The organism is Cedecea neteri NBRC 105707 = ATCC 33855, from assembly GCF_001571265.1.
GTDB lineage: Bacteria > Pseudomonadota > Gammaproteobacteria > Enterobacterales > Enterobacteriaceae > Cedecea > Cedecea neteri.
The window spans coordinates 39,470-54,617 of sequence record NZ_BCTL01000035.1 but is presented as its reverse complement, the minus strand read 5'-3'; the positions used below and the strand labels follow the sequence as shown (position 1 = coordinate 54,617).

Annotated in this window: 17 protein-coding genes; 14 read left to right on the top strand and 3 right to left on the bottom strand. The window is 56.3% G+C overall.

The window, feature by feature from the left end; translation table 11 throughout:
- Positions 1 to 68 precede the first annotated feature (68 nt).
- Positions 69 to 1,223, top strand: coding sequence for a 3-phenylpropionate MFS transporter (locus tag CNE01S_RS15300; RefSeq protein WP_061277185.1), 1,155 nt, complete (start codon positions 69 to 71; stop codon positions 1,221 to 1,223).
- Here the strand turns inward: CNE01S_RS15300 and csiE are convergent.
- The gene (gene csiE, locus CNE01S_RS15295; protein WP_061277184.1) at positions 1,220 to 2,500 is read right to left on the bottom strand and encodes a stationary phase inducible protein CsiE; all 1,281 of its coding nucleotides are present in this window, start codon (positions 2,498 to 2,500) and stop codon (positions 1,220 to 1,222) included. The genes CNE01S_RS15300 and csiE overlap by 4 nt on opposite strands.
- Positions 2,501 to 2,624: 124 nt before the next feature.
- Between csiE and CNE01S_RS15290 the strand changes: the two genes are divergently transcribed.
- Together CNE01S_RS15290 and CNE01S_RS15285 are read left to right on the top strand one after the other, a co-directional pair.
- Complete coding sequence (locus tag CNE01S_RS15290; RefSeq protein WP_061277183.1) at positions 2,625 to 3,272, top strand: DUF1007 family protein; 648 nt, start codon at positions 2,625 to 2,627, stop codon at positions 3,270 to 3,272.
- Positions 3,263 to 4,243: a nickel/cobalt transporter gene (locus CNE01S_RS15285; protein WP_061277182.1), complete on the top strand. Its 981-nt coding sequence runs from the start codon at positions 3,263 to 3,265 to the stop codon at positions 4,241 to 4,243. Before CNE01S_RS15290 ends, CNE01S_RS15285 begins: the two co-directional genes overlap by 10 nt.
- 99 nt (positions 4,244 to 4,342) lie before the next feature.
- On the opposite strand, the gene suhB is transcribed toward CNE01S_RS15285, so the two are convergent.
- Positions 4,343 to 5,146 (bottom strand): inositol-1-monophosphatase, encoded by an 804-nt coding sequence (suhB, locus tag CNE01S_RS15280; RefSeq protein WP_061277181.1) that lies wholly within the window; start codon positions 5,144 to 5,146, stop codon positions 4,343 to 4,345.
- 119 nt (positions 5,147 to 5,265) lie between these two features.
- Between suhB and trmJ the strand changes: the two genes are divergently transcribed.
- From trmJ to sseB, 11 genes are all read left to right on the top strand, one after another.
- Positions 5,266 to 6,003, top strand: a complete 738-nt coding sequence (gene trmJ / locus CNE01S_RS15275; protein WP_061277180.1) for a tRNA (cytosine(32)/uridine(32)-2'-O)-methyltransferase TrmJ — start codon at positions 5,266 to 5,268, stop codon at positions 6,001 to 6,003.
- Positions 6,004 to 6,133: 130 nt separating this feature from the next.
- On the top strand, positions 6,134 to 6,622 hold the full coding sequence (gene iscR, locus CNE01S_RS15270; RefSeq protein ID WP_008459430.1) for a Fe-S cluster assembly transcriptional regulator IscR: 489 nt from the start codon (positions 6,134 to 6,136) through the stop codon (positions 6,620 to 6,622).
- Between the two features lie 115 nt (positions 6,623 to 6,737).
- Complete coding sequence (iscS, locus tag CNE01S_RS15265; RefSeq protein WP_008459429.1) at positions 6,738 to 7,952, top strand: cysteine desulfurase; 1,215 nt, start codon at positions 6,738 to 6,740, stop codon at positions 7,950 to 7,952.
- A gap of 42 nt (positions 7,953 to 7,994) precedes the next feature.
- Positions 7,995 to 8,381: a Fe-S cluster assembly scaffold IscU gene (gene iscU, locus CNE01S_RS15260; RefSeq protein WP_008459428.1), complete on the top strand. Its 387-nt coding sequence runs from the start codon at positions 7,995 to 7,997 to the stop codon at positions 8,379 to 8,381.
- Positions 8,382 to 8,456: 75 nt separating this feature from the next.
- Positions 8,457 to 8,780 carry an iron-sulfur cluster assembly protein IscA gene (gene iscA / locus CNE01S_RS15255; protein ID WP_061277179.1) on the top strand — a complete coding sequence of 108 codons (324 nt, stop codon included), beginning with the start codon at positions 8,457 to 8,459 and terminating at the stop codon, positions 8,778 to 8,780.
- An 84-nt stretch (positions 8,781 to 8,864) separates the two neighbouring features.
- A complete protein-coding gene (gene hscB / locus CNE01S_RS15250) occupies positions 8,865 to 9,380 on the top strand; it encodes a co-chaperone HscB (RefSeq protein WP_039296154.1) in 516 nt (171 codons plus the stop codon).
- Between the two features lie 35 nt (positions 9,381 to 9,415).
- Positions 9,416 to 11,266, top strand: a complete 1,851-nt coding sequence (hscA, locus tag CNE01S_RS15245; protein ID WP_061277178.1) for a Fe-S protein assembly chaperone HscA — start codon at positions 9,416 to 9,418, stop codon at positions 11,264 to 11,266.
- Between the two features lies 1 nt (position 11,267).
- Positions 11,268 to 11,603 (top strand): ISC system 2Fe-2S type ferredoxin, encoded by a 336-nt coding sequence (fdx, locus tag CNE01S_RS15240; RefSeq protein ID WP_008459424.1) that lies wholly within the window; start codon positions 11,268 to 11,270, stop codon positions 11,601 to 11,603.
- A gap of 11 nt (positions 11,604 to 11,614) precedes the next feature.
- Entirely contained in the window at positions 11,615 to 11,815 is a 201-nt protein-coding gene (gene iscX, locus CNE01S_RS15235) for a Fe-S cluster assembly protein IscX (RefSeq protein ID WP_016537752.1), read from the top strand.
- A 66-nt stretch (positions 11,816 to 11,881) separates the two neighbouring features.
- Entirely contained in the window at positions 11,882 to 13,168 is a 1,287-nt protein-coding gene (gene pepB / locus CNE01S_RS15230) for an aminopeptidase PepB (protein WP_061277177.1), read from the top strand.
- A 180-nt stretch (positions 13,169 to 13,348) separates the two neighbouring features.
- Positions 13,349 to 14,125 (top strand): enhanced serine sensitivity protein SseB, encoded by a 777-nt coding sequence (gene sseB, locus CNE01S_RS15225; protein ID WP_061277176.1) that lies wholly within the window; start codon positions 13,349 to 13,351, stop codon positions 14,123 to 14,125.
- A gap of 51 nt (positions 14,126 to 14,176) precedes the next feature.
- Here sseB and sseA read toward each other — a convergent pair whose 3' ends face one another.
- Positions 14,177 to 15,022: a 3-mercaptopyruvate sulfurtransferase gene (sseA, locus tag CNE01S_RS15220; protein WP_061277175.1), complete on the bottom strand. Its 846-nt coding sequence runs from the start codon at positions 15,020 to 15,022 to the stop codon at positions 14,177 to 14,179.
- Between the last annotated feature and the right edge of the window lie 126 nt (positions 15,023 to 15,148).

The window sequence follows — 15,148 nt, the reverse complement described above, 5'->3', positions numbered from 1 at the left end:
TCTGTTAATGTTTGCTTGCATGCCGGCCGGCTATCCCCGACACTATCGCCTCCAAAACGGGAGGGATCATGGTTTTGCATTCCACGCGCTGGCTGGCGCTCAGCTACTTTACCTATTTCTTTAGCTATGGCGTGTTTCTGCCCTTCTGGAGCGTCTGGCTCAAAGGTGTCGGGCTTCCCCCTGAAACTATCGGATTACTGTTAGGCTCAGGGTTAATCGCCCGTTTCCTCGGCAGTTTGTTGTTAGCTCCACGCGTGACCGATCCTTCCCGCCTTGTTTTTGCCCTCCGTCTCTTAGCCCTTGCCACCTTGATTTTTGCCGCCGGTTTCTGGCTGGGCCATGCTGCGCTCTGGCTGCTGCTAACGATGGTGGGCTTTAACCTGTTCTTCTCACCGCTGGTGCCGTTGACCGATGCGCTGGCGGGCACCTGGCAGCGGCAAATGCCGCTGGATTATGGCCGGGTGCGGCTCTGGGGATCGCTGGCATTTGTCATCGGCTCGGCCATTACCGGCAAGCTGGTGAGCGAATTCAGCTACCAGGCTATTTTGGTGCTGTTGACCATCGGAGCGGCGTCGATGCTGATTGGCATGATGCTGCGGCCTTCAATCATGCCGCAGGGGGAAGTGCGTCACCAGGCGTCGGCAGGCTGGCCGGCCTGGAAAGGGCTGATTATTAGCGCCTGGCGTTTCCTGGCCTGTGTTTCTCTGCTTCAGGGAGCGCACGCCGCTTATTATGGTTTTAGCGCGATTTACTGGCAGGGGGCGGGCTATTCCGCTTCGGTGGTGGGCTATTTATGGTCGCTTGGCGTAGTGGCGGAAATCGTTATTTTTGCCCTCAGCAACAAATTGTTCCGCCGCTGGAGCGCCAGAGATTTGCTGTTGCTGTCCACCGTAACCGGCATTGTTCGCTGGAGCCTGATGGCAAGCACCACAGAACTTCCGTGGCTGATTGTGGCGCAGATCCTGCACTGCGGCAGCTTCACCGTTTGCCACCTGGCGGCGATGCGCTATATCTCTGCCCGAAAAGGTGGCGAAGTGATTCGCCTGCAGGCCGTTTACTCCGCCGTGGCGATGGGCGGCGGTATCGCCGTGATGACGATTTTCTCCGGCTTCCTCTACCAGCATCTGCATGGAGGAATGTTCTGGGTCATGGCATTGGTGGCGGTGCCGGCGCTGTTCCTGCGGCCAAAAGTGACCGCAGTTAATTCCGCTGCGGAAAGCTAAGCTTCGAGCAGCGCTTTAATACGCTGTTGCTGGTGCTCTCCCAGCGGCAGCGTGGCGTGAATGAGCGGAGGGGAAAACAGCGGCAGCGAGGTCGCGTAGGGAGTAATGACCAGCACCACTTCACGCGGCGCGCCCTGGCTTTGAAACTGCTGCACCGCCAGATGCTTAATGTTGAGCGGCAGCAGGGTCAGCTCGCGCAGCTGCTGCTCAATTCTCTGCTCCAGCTCCGGATCGTCGGCGGTCAGCAGCAACACCTGTTTTTCCTGAATGTCACTTTCCTGCATTAGCCAGGCACCAAAAATCACCGCCACCAGGCCCGTTTCCGCGTCGGAAAACTGAATCCCGTAATGCTGTTCAAAATCCGTAAGTACCTCTCGTGAGGTTCTCATCAGCCTTGGATAGAGCCGAGTGATCTCTTCGGGCAGGCTGTGGTCAATGCCGATATTAAACTGGCAACGATTCAACGCCTGGGCGAGGTGAATATAAAGCTGATCGCTTAGCCCTTGTTCATCGCTAAAAGAGAGCCCGGCCTGCCGGCGGAAGCGTTCAATCATCCGCGCGATTTCGTTGTGTAAACGGGCATCCTGTTCGTGGTCGTCATTTATCGGATCGGGGATCCTGAGCAGTTGAAACAGCAGCGCCAGGAAATGCTGTTCGTCGATATCCGCGGGCTGCATTACGCGGCGCTTCCAGTGGCGAGCGATTTCCTGGGCGACAACAAACTCGGGCCGCATCTGGCTCCATTCGCGTTGTTGCGGCGTCAGGACTGGCGCGTTGCCGGAGTGATGCTGGTGCAGACAATACTGCAAAAACAGCGTCAGGAACTGACTGTCCCGGCTGTCGTACTGCCTTTTCAGGCGCCGGGCGCACAGATTAACCAGCGCCCGTAAATTGGTCTCGTCATACAACGCCTTGATAAGCCCCAGCTGATTTAACTCAGACTTGAGCGCCGGGCTGAAGTGATGTTGCACAAACTGCGGGCAGAGGCGCAGGGAGCGCCGCAGCCAGTGCAGCAGGCAGAGGCGGCGGTCAAGGACTGTGCCTTCAATCCGATAGCTGCCGTCCTGCTGCTGAGTCAGGGAGAGACGGTGATAACTCTGGATCTCGTGGCCCGTGTCGGCTATATCTTGCAGGGTTTGCCTCTGATCCACGCCATTCAGGCTGGAAACCACCTCCGGCGTAACGATCTGCTCCGGAAGATAGAGCATCAGAAGCAGGTGGCAGCGGCGCTGCGAACTGGAGAGCACAGAGGGTGGCGGCGTCAGTAAAGTCATCATCTGGCTGTCCCAATGTGGTGTCAGAAGTTAAGAATAGCTAAAGGTTTCGGCCAATATATTGCCCTTTTTAGTTTTTCATCACGGAATTACGGCTGGCTCACAGAATTTAAATCTTGAGGGAAGCATGAGCGACAAAAGAATCAGCCTGAAAGGAGTAGCCATACTGCTGGCAGGGCTTTCAGCGGCGAGCGTGCAGGCGCATCCCCACAGTTTTATCTCCATCGTCACCACGCCAGAGGTGGATCAGGGGCTGCTGACCGGGTTAAAAATGCAGTGGACGATGGACGATATTACTTCAGCAGATCTGTTGTATGACGCCGGCGACGCGAAGCCGGGTTCTCCGGTGTGGAAGAAACTGGCTGCGGAGGTGATGGCCAATGTGCTGGGGCAGCACTATTTTACCGAGTTCTGGCATAACAAAGAGAAGGTGAAGTTTGGCAATTTACCGCCGGAATATGGCCTGAGCCGTAACAATCATCAGGCGGTGCTAACGTTTGTTCTGCCGCTGGCGCATCCGCAGCCGCTGAAAGGCCAGACATACCGTTTCTCGACCTTCGACCCGACCTATTTTGTCGACATGAGCTATGACCACGATACGGACGTGCATTTGCCGCAGGCGCTGGCCTCAAACTGTAAAATTTCCGTTCATACGCCCAAACCGAGCGAAGAGACGCTGCTGTTCGCGCAGTCGCTGGATAAAGCCGACGCGCCGCCGGAGGACATGGACTTGGGGAAACAGTTTGCTCAGGAGGTGACGCTGTCATGTCAATAATCACCGTTTCTGCTCCCGTTCGCCGCTGGGGCCATCTGTGGCCGCTGGGGCTGTTTATTCTGCTTGCTGCCGCCGGGCTTTACGCCCTGTGGTTCTACTGGCCGCAAATCCTGCTTAGCTCGGCTACCTGGCAGCGCTCAATCAATCAGGAATTGAGCGGGCTGCTGCGTCAGGTCGCCGAAAACCCTGCTCGGGCGGGTCTGTCACTGCTCTCGTTTAGCTTTGTGTATGGCGTGCTGCATGCGCTGGGGCCAGGGCACGGCAAGATAGTCATCAGCACCTGGCTTGCGACCCATCCCTCAAAAATTAAAAGCAGCCTCGGTTTGACCTTTGCCGCCTCTTTATTGCAGGGACTGGTCGCTATTGTGCTGGTGGTCGTGGTGCTGGTCGTCCTAGCCTTGCCCTCGCGGCAGCTTCATCTCAGCAGTTTTTGGCTGGAGAAGGGCAGCTATCTGCTCGTCGGGATGCTGGGCGTTTTGCTGAGCTGGCGCGCTTTACGCCGCTTACGCGCTCAGCTGCGTCGCAAGCCTAAGTTCACTTCGTTTACGCCGCATCATGTGCATGACGCTAACTGCGGCTGTGGGCATCAGCACGTCCCGGATGAAAAACAGCTGGTGGCGGGAAGCGACTGGCGGGCCAGGCTAATGATTGTTCTGTCGATGGGCATGCGCCCCTGTTCTGGCGCGATCATGGTGTTGCTGTTCAGCAAGGTGATCGGGGTGTTTGGCTGGGGCGTGCTGTCTGCGCTGGCGATGGCGGCGGGCACGTCGATCACAATTTCCGGCCTGGCGCTGTTGGTGCACAGCTTCCGAGCGCTGGCGGTTCGCTTAAGCGGGAACCGGGCACCGGTGCTGTGGCGGCAGGTTGGCTGGTCTACGCTCGCGCTGGCGGGGGGCGTGATCCTGGTCGTGGCCGCGCTGATTATGTGGCTGAGTGCACAGCCGATGGCGAGAGGTATTCGGCCTTTCTGAACGGGCAGCTAAATTCAGGCATAAAAAATCCCCTCGCCGTAAAGCTGAGGGGATTTTTGTTTTTGCCTCTTCTTTATTAAAGAAGGCGAGGCAAAAGGCTTAGCGCTTCAGCGCCTCGCTCAGTTCTTCACGCATGGTAGCGAGCATGGCTTTCACTACGCGTGGGTTACCGGCGACGATGTTCCCGGTCGTCAGGTAGTTATGGCCGCCGGTGAAATCACACACGATGCTGCCCGCTTCACGAGCCAGCAGTTCACCTGCGGCGAAATCCCAAGGCTTCAGGCCAATTTCGAAGAAACCGTCCACGCGGCCAGCGGCAACGTAGGCCAGGTCCAGCGCAGCGGAACCGGTGCGGCGGAAGTCTGCGCACTGGGTGAACAGTTTGCCTACGATATTGATGTAAGAGGTAGCGTGTTGCTTCACTTTGAACGGGAAGCCGGTCGCCAGAACGGTACCGTCCAGGTCGCGTGCGTTGCTGCCGCGCAGGCGGTAGCCGTTAAGCTGGGCGCCCTGGCCGCGAACGGCGCTGAACAGTTCGTTACGCATTGGATCGTAAACTACCGCGACTTCGGTGCGGCCTTTGATACGAACAGCGATAGAAACGGAGAAATGCGGCAGACGTTTGATGAAGTTGGTGGTGCCATCCAGCGGATCGATAACCCATTGCACATCCTGATCTTCCCCAGCCAGTTCACCGGATTCTTCGGTGATGATGGTGTGTTTTGGGTAAGATTTACGAATCACTTCGATAATCAGACGTTCGGCGTCTTTATCGACGTTGGTCACGAAGTCATTGCTGCCTTTCTGGCTAGCTTCTACCGCGTCTGGAGTTTCGTAATTTTTGGCAATTAAATTACCCGCCTTGCGTGCAGCACGCACGGCGATGTTGAGCATCGGATGCATCGGTCTCTCTCGCTGGATGTTAAAGAACGGAAAACGCGGCGGAGTATAGCAGAGCGTTCGGAATATGTCTCAGGGATATGATAAGATATTGCGATATTCTTCCCAGGCTATGAATGATAATGCTGCAAAACGTACGAATTGTGCTGGTCGAAACCTCGCATACCGGCAACATGGGCTCCGTGGCTCGTGCTATGAAAACCATGGGCTTAACTAACCTCTGGCTGGTCAATCCGCTGGTCAAACCGGACTCTCAGGCCATTGCCCTGGCGGCGGGCGCCAGCGACGTCATTGGCGATGCTCACATCGTCGATACGCTCGATGAAGCGCTGGCAGGATGCAGTCTGGTGGTCGGCACCAGCGCGCGTTCCCGTACGCTGCCGTGGCCGATGCTGGATCCGCGTGAATGCGGTTTAAAAAGTATCAGCGAAGCGCAGCACGCGCCGGTGGCAATTGTGTTTGGTCGCGAACGCGTGGGCCTGACCAACGAAGAGCTGCAGAAGTGCCATTATCACGTCGCCATCCAGGCGAACCCGGAATACAGCTCCCTTAACCTCGCTATGGCGGTGCAGATCCTCGCCTATGAAGTGCGCATTGCCTGGCTCGCCACGCAAGAGCAGCCGGAAGCGCCGAAAGAAGACGAAGACGCGCCTTATCCTCTGGTCGATGACTTAGAGCGTTTCTATGTGCATCTTGAAAAAGCGCTGCAGGAAAGCGGTTTTATTCGCCCAACCCATCCGGGCCAGGTGATGAACCGACTGCGTCGTTTGTTTACCCGCGCACGCCCGGAAAGTCAGGAATTAAACATCCTGCGCGGCATGCTGGCGTCGTTGGAAAACCCGAAAAAATCGGGCCAATAATACTTGAGTAAAATGGTAGGTTAAATAGTTGACCATTTTACTCAGGAATGTCAGACTTGCGTCCTGCTATGTGACAATCACACTTTTAAAAAACCCCCGGCTCGAGGGGCTATTTGAGGTTAAGTAAGACATGAGACTGACATCAAAAGGGCGCTATGCCGTAACCGCGATGCTTGACGTTGCGCTGAACTCTGAATCGGGCCCGGTTCCGTTGGCTGATATTTCTGAACGTCAGGGAATTTCACTCTCCTATCTGGAGCAGTTGTTCTCCCGCCTGCGTAAAAATGGCCTGGTAGCCAGCGTACGCGGTCCAGGCGGTGGTTATCTGTTAGGTAAAGACGCGAGCAGCATCGCCGTAGGCGAAGTGATCAGCGCCGTTGATGAGTCCGTAGACGCCACCCGTTGCCAGGGTAAAGGCGGCTGCCAGGGCGGCGATAAGTGCCTGACTCACGCGCTGTGGCGCGACCTGAGCGATCGCCTGACCGGCTTCCTGAACAACATCACCCTTGGTGAGCTGGTTAACAACCAGGAAGTGCTGGACGTGTCCGATCGTCAACATAGTGAAAATCATCGCAGCACCCGTTCTCAGGACGCTATTGACGTCAAACTGCGCGCATAAGCAGAAGAACAAGAATTTTAGAATCAGGTTGGGGGAGCGGTGCTCCCTGTCTATAACGGCAACATATTTTAAGCCTGATTCTTCGTATTGAAGTGATGTACGGAGCTTAAGAGCAATGAAATTACCGATTTACCTCGACTACTCCGCAACCACGCCGGTAGACCCGCGTGTTGCTGAGAAGATGATGCAGTTTTTAACGATGGACGGCACCTTTGGTAACCCGGCCTCCCGTTCCCACCGCTTTGGCTGGCAGGCTGAAGAAGCCGTTGATATAGCCCGTAACCAAATCGCAGAACTGGTTGGCGCAGACCCGCGTGAAATCGTCTTCACCTCCGGCGCGACCGAGTCAGACAACCTGGCCATCAAAGGTGCGGCTAACTTCTACCAGAAGAAAGGCAAGCACATCATCACCGCCAAAACCGAACACAAAGCCGTGCTGGACACCTGTCGTCAGCTTGAGCGTGAAGGGTTTGAAGTGACTTACCTGGCGCCGCAGAGCAACGGTATCGTTGACCTGAAGCAGCTGGAAGCCGCTATGCGTGAAGACACGATTCTGGTCTCCATCATGCATGTAAACAACGAAATCGGCGTGGTGCAGGATATCGCGGCTATCGGCGAAATGTGCCGTTCCCGTGGCATTATCTTCCACGTTGATGCTACCCAGAGCGTGGGCAAACTGCCTATCGACCTGAGCCAGCTGAAAGTTGACCTGATGTCCTTCTCTGGCCACAAAATTTACGGGCCGAAAGGCATCGGCGCGCTGTACGTGCGTCGTAAACCGCGTATCCGTATCGAAGCACAGATTCACGGCGGTGGTCACGAGCGCGGCATGCGTTCCGGTACGCTGCCTGTGCACCAGATCGTCGGCATGGGCGAAGCTTACCGTATCGCAAAAGAAGAGATGGAGACCGAAATGGCCCGTCTGCGCACGCTGCGTAACCGTCTGTGGAACGGCGTGAAAGATATGGAAGAAGTTTACCTGAACGGTGACCTGGAGCACGGCGCGCCAAACATTCTTAACGTGAGCTTTAACTACGTTGAAGGCGAGTCGCTGATCATGGCGCTGAAAGACCTCGCGGTCTCTTCAGGTTCTGCCTGTACTTCCGCTAGCCTCGAGCCATCCTACGTGCTGCGCGCGCTGGGCATGAGCGACGAACTGGCACACAGCTCTATCCGTTTCTCTCTGGGTCGTTTTACCACTGAAGAAGAGATCGATTACACCATCGAGCTGGTACGTAAATCCATTGGCCGTCTGCGTGACCTTTCTCCGCTGTGGGAAATGTTCAAACAGGGCGTGGATCTTAATTCCATCGAATGGGCTCATCACTGATCGTTCGTCAGGACGTCGATTTCAGATTCTGGAGAAGTAAAAATGGCTTACAGCGAAAAAGTAATTGATCACTACGAAAACCCACGCAACGTTGGCTCTTTCGACAACAGCGACGACAGCGTAGGTTCCGGCATGGTGGGTGCACCGGCCTGTGGCGACGTGATGAAGTTGCAGATCAAAGTCAACAATGACGGTATCATTGAAGACGCGCGTTTCAAAACCTACGGCTGTGGCTCGGCGATTGCTTCCAGCTCGCTGGTCACCGAGTGGGTGAAGGGCAAGTCCCTGGACGAAGCGCAGGCGATCAAAAACACCGACATCGCAGACGAACTCGAACTGCCGCCGGTGAAGATTCACTGCTCAATCCTTGCAGAAGACGCAATTAAAGCGGCTATCGCGGATTACAAAAGCAAACGTGAAACAAAATAACTCTAACTGATTCGAGCTGGCTGCCCGGCAGCGGCTCGAAGTATGACGAGTTAAATATCTGATTGAGGTTGTTGTATGTCGATTACCCTTAGCGACAGCGCTGCTGCCCGTGTAAATGCCTTCCTGACCAACCGTGGTAAAGGGTTTGGTCTGCGTCTGGGCGTGCGCACTTCAGGCTGCTCTGGGATGGCTTATGTTCTCGAATTTGTTGATGAACCGATGGCGGATGACACCGTGTTCGAAGACAAAGGCGTGAAGGTGGTTGTCGATGGTAAAAGCCTGCAATTCTTAAACGGGACCGAGCTCGACTTCGTGAAAGAAGGCCTTAACGAAGGGTTTAAGTTTACTAACCCGAACGTGAAGGATGAGTGTGGCTGCGGCGAAAGCTTCCACGTCTGATCCCACGCATTTCCCCATTGGCCCTGGTCCGTGGGGATTTTGCTTTACCACACAGCACTTACCTGACATGAACCCGAGTCTGTTATGGATTATTTTACCCTGTTTGGGCTAACGCCAGGCTATACCCTGAACACCGAGCAATTGGCTAGCCGTTACCAGGAGCTGCAACGCCAGTTCCACCCGGACAAATACGCCAGCCGCCCTCAGGCAGAACAGCTTTTGGCTGTGAGCCAATCCGCCACCATCAATCAGGCCTGGCAGACGCTGCGTCACCCGCTTGCCCGCGCCGAATACATCCTGTCCCTGAACGGTTTCGACCTGGCGAATGAACAGCATACCGTGCGCGACACCGCGTTCCTGATGGAACAGCTGGAGCTGCGTGAAGAGCTGGACGATATCGAACAGGCGAAAGATAGCGACAAGCTTGAAAGCTTTGCCTCGCGCGTAAAAACGATGGTGAAAAACCGCAGCGCACAGATGGTACAGCAGCTGGATGACCAGCAGTGGGAACAGGCGGCGGACACCGTGCGCAAGCTGCGTTTCCTCGACAAATTACAGAGCCAAATTGAACAACTAGAAGAAAAGCTGCTCGACTTTTAACGCCTGAACTCAGGCCCGATTTTTGGAAGCGATACATGGCCTTATTACAAATTAGCGAGCCAGGCATGATGGCCGCGCCGCACCAGCGCAGGCTGGCCGCAGGTATTGACCTTGGCACCACCAACTCGCTGGTGGCTACCGTTCGTAGCGGCCAGGCTGAAACGCTTGCTGACCGTGAAGGCCGCCATCTGCTGCCTTCCGTGGTGCATTACCAGCAGCAAGAACATGTTGTTGGTTTTGATGCTCGCGCGCTTGCCGCGCAGGATCCTGCGAATACCATCAGCTCGATAAAACGTATGATGGGCCGTTCTTTGGCGGACATTCAGACACGTTATCCTCATCTTCCATATCGCCTGCAGGCCAGTGAAAACGGCCTGCCGATGATTGAAACGCCTGCCGGCCTGCTTAACCCGATTCGCATCTCTGCCGATATCCTGAAATCACTCTCTGCCCGCGCCACTGAAACGCTGGAAGGGGAGCTTGATGGCGTGGTTATCACGGTTCCCGCATATTTTGATGACGCACAGCGTCAGGGCACCAAAGACGCCGCACGCCTTGCCGGGCTGCACGTTCTTCGTTTGCTGAACGAACCAACCGCCGCGGCGATTGCCTACGGCCTGGACTCCGGTAAAGAAGGCGTCATTGCCGTTTACGATCTGGGCGGCGGGACTTTTGATATCTCCATCCTGCGCCTGAGCCGGGGAGTGTTTGAAGTGCTGGCCACCGGCGGTGATTCCGCGCTGGGCGGCGATGATTTCGACCATCTGCTGGCCGACTGGCTGCGCGAACAGGCCGGTATTGCCGACCGTAGCGACGATCGCGTACAGCGCCAGCTTCTGGACGCAGCCATCGCCGCCAAAATCGCCCTCAGCGATGCTGCCACCGCCAGCGTCGAAGTGGCTGGCTGGCAGGGTGAAGTCACCCGCGAACAGTTCAATGAGCTTATTTCTTCCCTGGTTAAACGGACGCTTCTGTCCTGTCGTCGTGCGTTAAAAGATGCGGGCGTGGAAGCAGAAGAAGTGCTGGAAGTGGTGATGGTCGGCGGTTCGACCCGAGTACCTTTGGTGCGTGAGCGCGTAGGCGAATTCTTTGGCCGTACGCCGTTAACGTCTATCGACCCGGATAAAGTCGTTGCCATCGGCGCGGCAATCCAGGCTGACATTCTGGTGGGCAACAAGCCGGACAGCGAAATGCTACTGCTGGACGTCATCCCGCTGTCCCTTGGTCTGGAAACGATGGGCGGGCTGGTTGAGAAGGTTATCCCACGTAACACCACCATCCCGGTGGCGCGCGCGCAGGAATTCACCACCTTCAAAGACGGCCAGACAGCGATGGCTATCCACGTGCTGCAGGGCGAGCGCGAACTTGTCCAGGATTGCCGTTCACTGGCTCGCTTTACGCTGCGCGGCATTCCTGCAATGTCCGCTGGCGGGGCCCATATTCGCGTCACCTTCCAGGTAGACGCCGATGGCCTGCTGAGCGTAACGGCGATGGAAAAATCCACCGGCGTTGAATCCTCAATCCAGGTGAAACCTGCTTATGGCCTGAGTGATGGCGAAATTGCCAGCATGATTCAGGACTCCATGAGTTACGCCGAGCATGACGTGCAAGCACGCATGCTGGCCGAGCAAAAAGTCGAAGCTGCCCGCGTGCTGGAGAGTTTGACCAGCGCGTTGACGGCGGATGCCGCGCTGCTAAGCGCCGCAGAGCGTGCCGACATTGATGCCGCGATGGCCGCGTTAAGCGCTGCCGCCGCGAGTGACGATGCCGACGCTATTCAAAATGAAATCAAAAACGTAGACAAGCAAACCCAGGAATTCGCCGCACGTCGTATGGATCAGTCGATCCGTAAAGCGTTGACCGGCCATTCCGTGGACGAGGTTTAATATGCCAAAGATTGTTTTTCTGCCTCATCAGGACCTGTGTCCGGATGGCGCAGTTCTGGAAGCGAAGCAAGGTGAAACCATTCTCGACGTTGCGCTGCGCAACGGTATTGAGATTGAACACGCCTGTGAGAAGTCCTGTGCCTGCACCACCTGTCACTGCGTTGTGCGTGAAGGTTTTGATTCCCTCGCGGAAAGCACCGAAGACGAAGACGACATGCTGGATAAAGCATGGGGTCTGGAGCCGGAAAGCCGCCTGAGCTGCCAGGCTCGCGTCAGCGACGAAGATCTGGTGGTTGAGATGCCGCGTTACACCATTAACCACGCACGCGAACACTAACGGGAGCCGCCATGGGACTGAAGTGGACCGACAGCCGTGAAATCGGCGAGGCGCTGTACGACAGCCGTCCGGATCTCGATCCTAAGACGGTGCGTTTTACCGATATGCACCAGTGGATCTGCGAGCTGGAAGAGTTTGATGACGATCCGAACGCTTCTAACGAGAAAGTACTGGAAGCGATTTTGCTTGTCTGGTTAGATGAAGCTGAATGATACACGGGCTGCCTTGGGCGGCCCGTTTTTGCATTTTGCCTGTGCTGAACAATGAAGGATTGGAAAATGACTGAAGCGATGAAAATCACCCTTTCCACGCAGCCAGCGGACGCACGCTGGGGCGAAAAGGCGACGTATAGCATTAACAATGACGGCATTACCCTACACCTGACCGGCAAAGACGATCTCGGTCTTATCCAGCGCGCAGCGCGCAAAATTGACGGCCAGGGGCTGAAGCACGTCCAACTGGCTGGCGAAGGCTGGGACATAGAGAAGAGCTGGGCCTTCTGGCAGGGCTATCGCGCACCAAAAGGCACCCGCAAAATTGACTGGGCCGTGCTGAGCGAAACCGAGCAGAAAGAGCTGGATAGCCGCCTGAAAGTTATCGACTGGGTTCGCCACACCATCAACACCCCGGCAGAAGAGCTGGGCCCGGAGCAGCTTGCTTCCCGCGCCGTTGACCTGCTGTGCGACGTTGCCTGCGACCACGTTTCTTACCGTATTACTAAGGGCGAAGACCTGCGTGAGCAGAACTATGCCGGGATCCACACCGTTGGCCGTGGTTCTGACCGCGCGCCCGTGCTGCTGGCGCTGGACTTCAACCCAACTGGTAACCCGGACGCGCCGGTTTACGCAAGCCTGGTTGGGAAGGGCATTACCTTTGACTCCGGCGGCTACAGCATCAAGCAGACCGCGTTCATGGATTCTATGAAATCCGACATGGGCGGTGCCGCGACCATCACCGGCGCGTTGGCTCTGGCCATTACCCGTGGCTTGAACAAGCGCGTTAAGCTGTTCCTGTGCTGTGCAGATAACATGATCAGCGGCAACGCCATGAAGCTGGGTGACATCATCACTTACCGTAACGGCAAAACCGTTGAAGTGATGAACACCGATGCCGAAGGCCGCCTGGTGCTCGCCGATGGCCTGATTGATGCTGCAGCTCAGAAACCAGAACTGATCATCGACTGCGCGACCCTGACCGGGGCGGCGAAAACGGCCTTGGGCAACGATTACCACGCGGTATTCAGCTTTGACGAAAAACTGGCTGCCCGTCTGCTGACAAGCGCCGCCGAAGAAAACGAGCCGTTCTGGCGTCTGCCGCTGGCGGAATTCCACCGCAGCCAGCTGCCGTCTAACTTCGCCGAGCTGAACAATACCGCGAACGCCTCTTATCCGGCGGGTGCAAGCACTGCGGCAGGTTTCCTGTCTCACTTTGTGGAAAACTACCACCAGGGCTGGGTACACGTGGACTGTTCTGCAACTTACCGTAAAGGCGCGGTTGAGCAGTGGTCTGCCGGTGCAACTGGCCTGGGCGTACGTGCGATCGCCAATCTGTTGTTAGCGAAGTAATACTGCCCCTCACCCCGGCCCTCTCCCCATAGGGGAGAGGGGGAAAGACAGTCCTGAGCAGTCCCCTCTCCCTCCCAGAAAGGAAGAGGGAGGAAAGACAGCTCTGAACAGTCCCCTCTCCCTCCCAGGGAGAGGGTTAGGGTGAGGGTAAAACCTCTTAAGCTTTATCCCGGAATCACAATGTCAGAAACAAAAAACGAACTAGAAACCCTGCTTGAGCAGGCGGCAACCGAACCGGCCCACCGCCCGGCATTTTTCCGCACCCTGCTGGAATCCACCGTTTGGGTGCCGGGCAACGCAGCGGAAGGTGAAGCTATCGACGCTGACAGCGCGGTTGAACTGCAGCACTGGGAAAAAGAAGACGGTACTTCGGTGATCCCTTTCTTCACATCCCTTGAAGCCCTGCAGGGAGCCGTGAGCCATGAGCAAGCGTTTGTGGTGATGCCCGTGCGCACTTTATTTGAAATGACGCTGGGTGAAGCTTTGTTCCTTAACGCCAAACTGCCGACTGGCAAAGAATTTACGCCAAACGAAATCAACCATTTGGTCAGCGCAGAGAGTGACCCTCTGAGCCAGCAGGAAGTGCTGGAGGGTGGTACCTCGCTGCTGCTTTCAGAAGTTGCCGAGCCGCCAGTACAGATGGTCGACTCGCTGACGACGCTGTTTAAAAACCTGAAAACGGTAAAGCGGGCGTTTATCTGCTCCATCAAGGAACAGGCAGACGAAGAACCAAACCTGCTGCTCGGTATTGAGGCTGACGGCGACATCGAGGCGATTATTCGCCAGGCCGGGAGCGTGGCCACCGATACATTACCGGGCGATGAGCCGGTTGATATCTGCCAGGTTGTGGAGGGCGAGAAGGGCATCAGCCACTTTATGATTGCCCACATCACGCCGTTCTACGAGCGCCGTTGGGGCAGTTTCCTGCGCGACTTCAAGCAAAATCGCATTATTTGACGGCTGTTTGTCATCAATTTGAAGGGAGGCGCTATGCCTCCCTTTTTGTTTTTATTGCGCAGGTTCAACCGGCAGGTCAGGGCGGGCGCCCCATTCACTCCACGAACCATCGTAAAGCGACACGCCGTTCACGCCCAGCGTAGTCAGCGCCAGTACCACGACGGCAGCCGTGACGCCGGAGCCGCAGCTGGCAATGATTGGCCGCTCGAAGCTTACGCCCTGGCGCTCGAAGATTTCGCTCAGTTTGTCCGTGGTCTTCAACTGGCCGTTTTCCACCAGGTCCACCCACGGCACGTTAAGCGCCCCAGGAATATGGCCGCGTTTCAGGCCCGGGCGCGGCTCATCGGCTAGCGCGTTGAAACGTGGCGCAGGGCGGGCATCAACAATTTGTGCAGTGCCTTCGTGGCTGACCAGCAGCACGTCGGTAAGGCGTTTGATCACCAGCGGATCGAAGTTAACCTCGAACTCACCTTCCGGCAGCTCCACGTCCCCTTGTTCCAGAGGCAACGCTTCACGTTGCCATTCCGCCAGCCCACCGGCCAGAATCGACACTCTTTCGACGCCAAAGGTGCGCAGCATCCACCAGGCACGAGGCGCGGAGAACAGGTTGCCTTCGTCGTAGACCACCAGGTGCTTATCGCTGCTGACGCCCAGTTCGCGCATAGCAACGGCAAATGCTTCAGCACGCGGCATCATGTGGGGAAGGGGGCTGGTGTGATCGGAGAGCGCTTCAATGTCAAAATAGACTGCACCTGGCAGATGCCCTGCACGGTACTCGCCCGGCAGATCGCGATGCTCCTGTCCTGGTGGTGCCATACGGGCATCTAAAATCTGGATATCGTCATCGTTAATATGTTCTGCGAGCCAGTCGCCCGCGACGAAGAAAGAGGTGGACATAGTGAGCCTCCGGTTCATCAAAGAAAAATGGATTGTCGGTGTTTTTCTATAACCCGGCAAGCGGCCTTGCCTGACATCGCGAGATACTTCGTAAAACTTATTGAATGCAGTCGCTAATTTACCGTT